This window comes from Frankia sp. CcWB2, assembly GCF_977927585.1.
The window spans coordinates 1-942 of sequence record NZ_CDWRCM010000282.1; the positions used below are offsets into that span (position 1 = coordinate 1).

Genomic DNA, 942 nt, shown 5'->3' on the forward strand with positions numbered 1-942 from the left:
GCAGGAACGCCCGCTCGATCGAGTCGACCTGGATGCGCGCACCGGTGTCGGCACCCGCACCGACGACCCGGGTCGCCTGGATGGACGCGATGTCCTCCGCGACCGTCCCGGGCGGGAGTTTGACGGCCGTGGCGGCCGGCGCGTCCCGTTCGATGGACCAGGCAGGGTAGGTCTTGTTCGACCGGTAGGTCTCGGGGTTGCCGGCGAGCCGCACCCCGACCGACAGCCCGACCCAGGCGTCGGCGGTGTTCGGTGTGCCGACCGTGTTCTTCCGGACGATCAGGTACAGGTAGTTACGCGGGTCGCTGATCCGGGTGCGCGAGTTCGGGACCGGGGCGTCGGCGACCTTGCCCTCCCGGGCGACCTCCTGGGACATCACCCAGTAGGTCCACGGGTTGCGGTCCATCTCCCGTTCAGGGGCCTCGGCGTTCGGGTCGAGGGTGTCCGCGGCCGACAGGGCGAACCGCATCGGGCCGTTGGTGTTCTGGCACATGCTGTTGCTGCGCGTGCAGGTCCCGAGCAGCGGGTGCGTGCCCTCGTACCGGCCGGTGAACGGCTGCGACGTGTGCTCCGGACCCTGGATCACGGCGCTGCCGGGGATGGCGTTGCCGGTGGCGTCGATCTCGACCTGGTAGGTCCACTCGATGTCGGTGGTCCGCCCCCAGAACGCCATCAGGGCCGGGGTCGGGGTGCCTTCGTCCTCGTTGCTCCACACCATCGAGTAGGTCAGCAGGCGATGACCGGCGATCGCGGTTGGCGCTTCGGAGTGGAAGGCGAGCAGTGGGGTGTCGGTGACGGCGTTCTGGAACGGCCCGCCGGCCATCGGATTCGCGGTGGCGGCCGGTGCCGTCCGGCCGTAGATCACCGGAGCGTGGGCCAGGGCCTGGTAGCCGTTGTCCTGCGGCGTGACGGTGCGGAAGGTCAGATCGGTCAGGCGCGCCG

At 70.4% G+C, this 942-nt stretch carries 1 pseudogene; it reads right to left on the reverse strand.

Annotated elements, in window-relative coordinates:
* Positions 1-942 (reverse strand): annotated as a pseudogene (locus tag ACY45C_RS20415) (hypothetical protein); the annotation flags it as partial.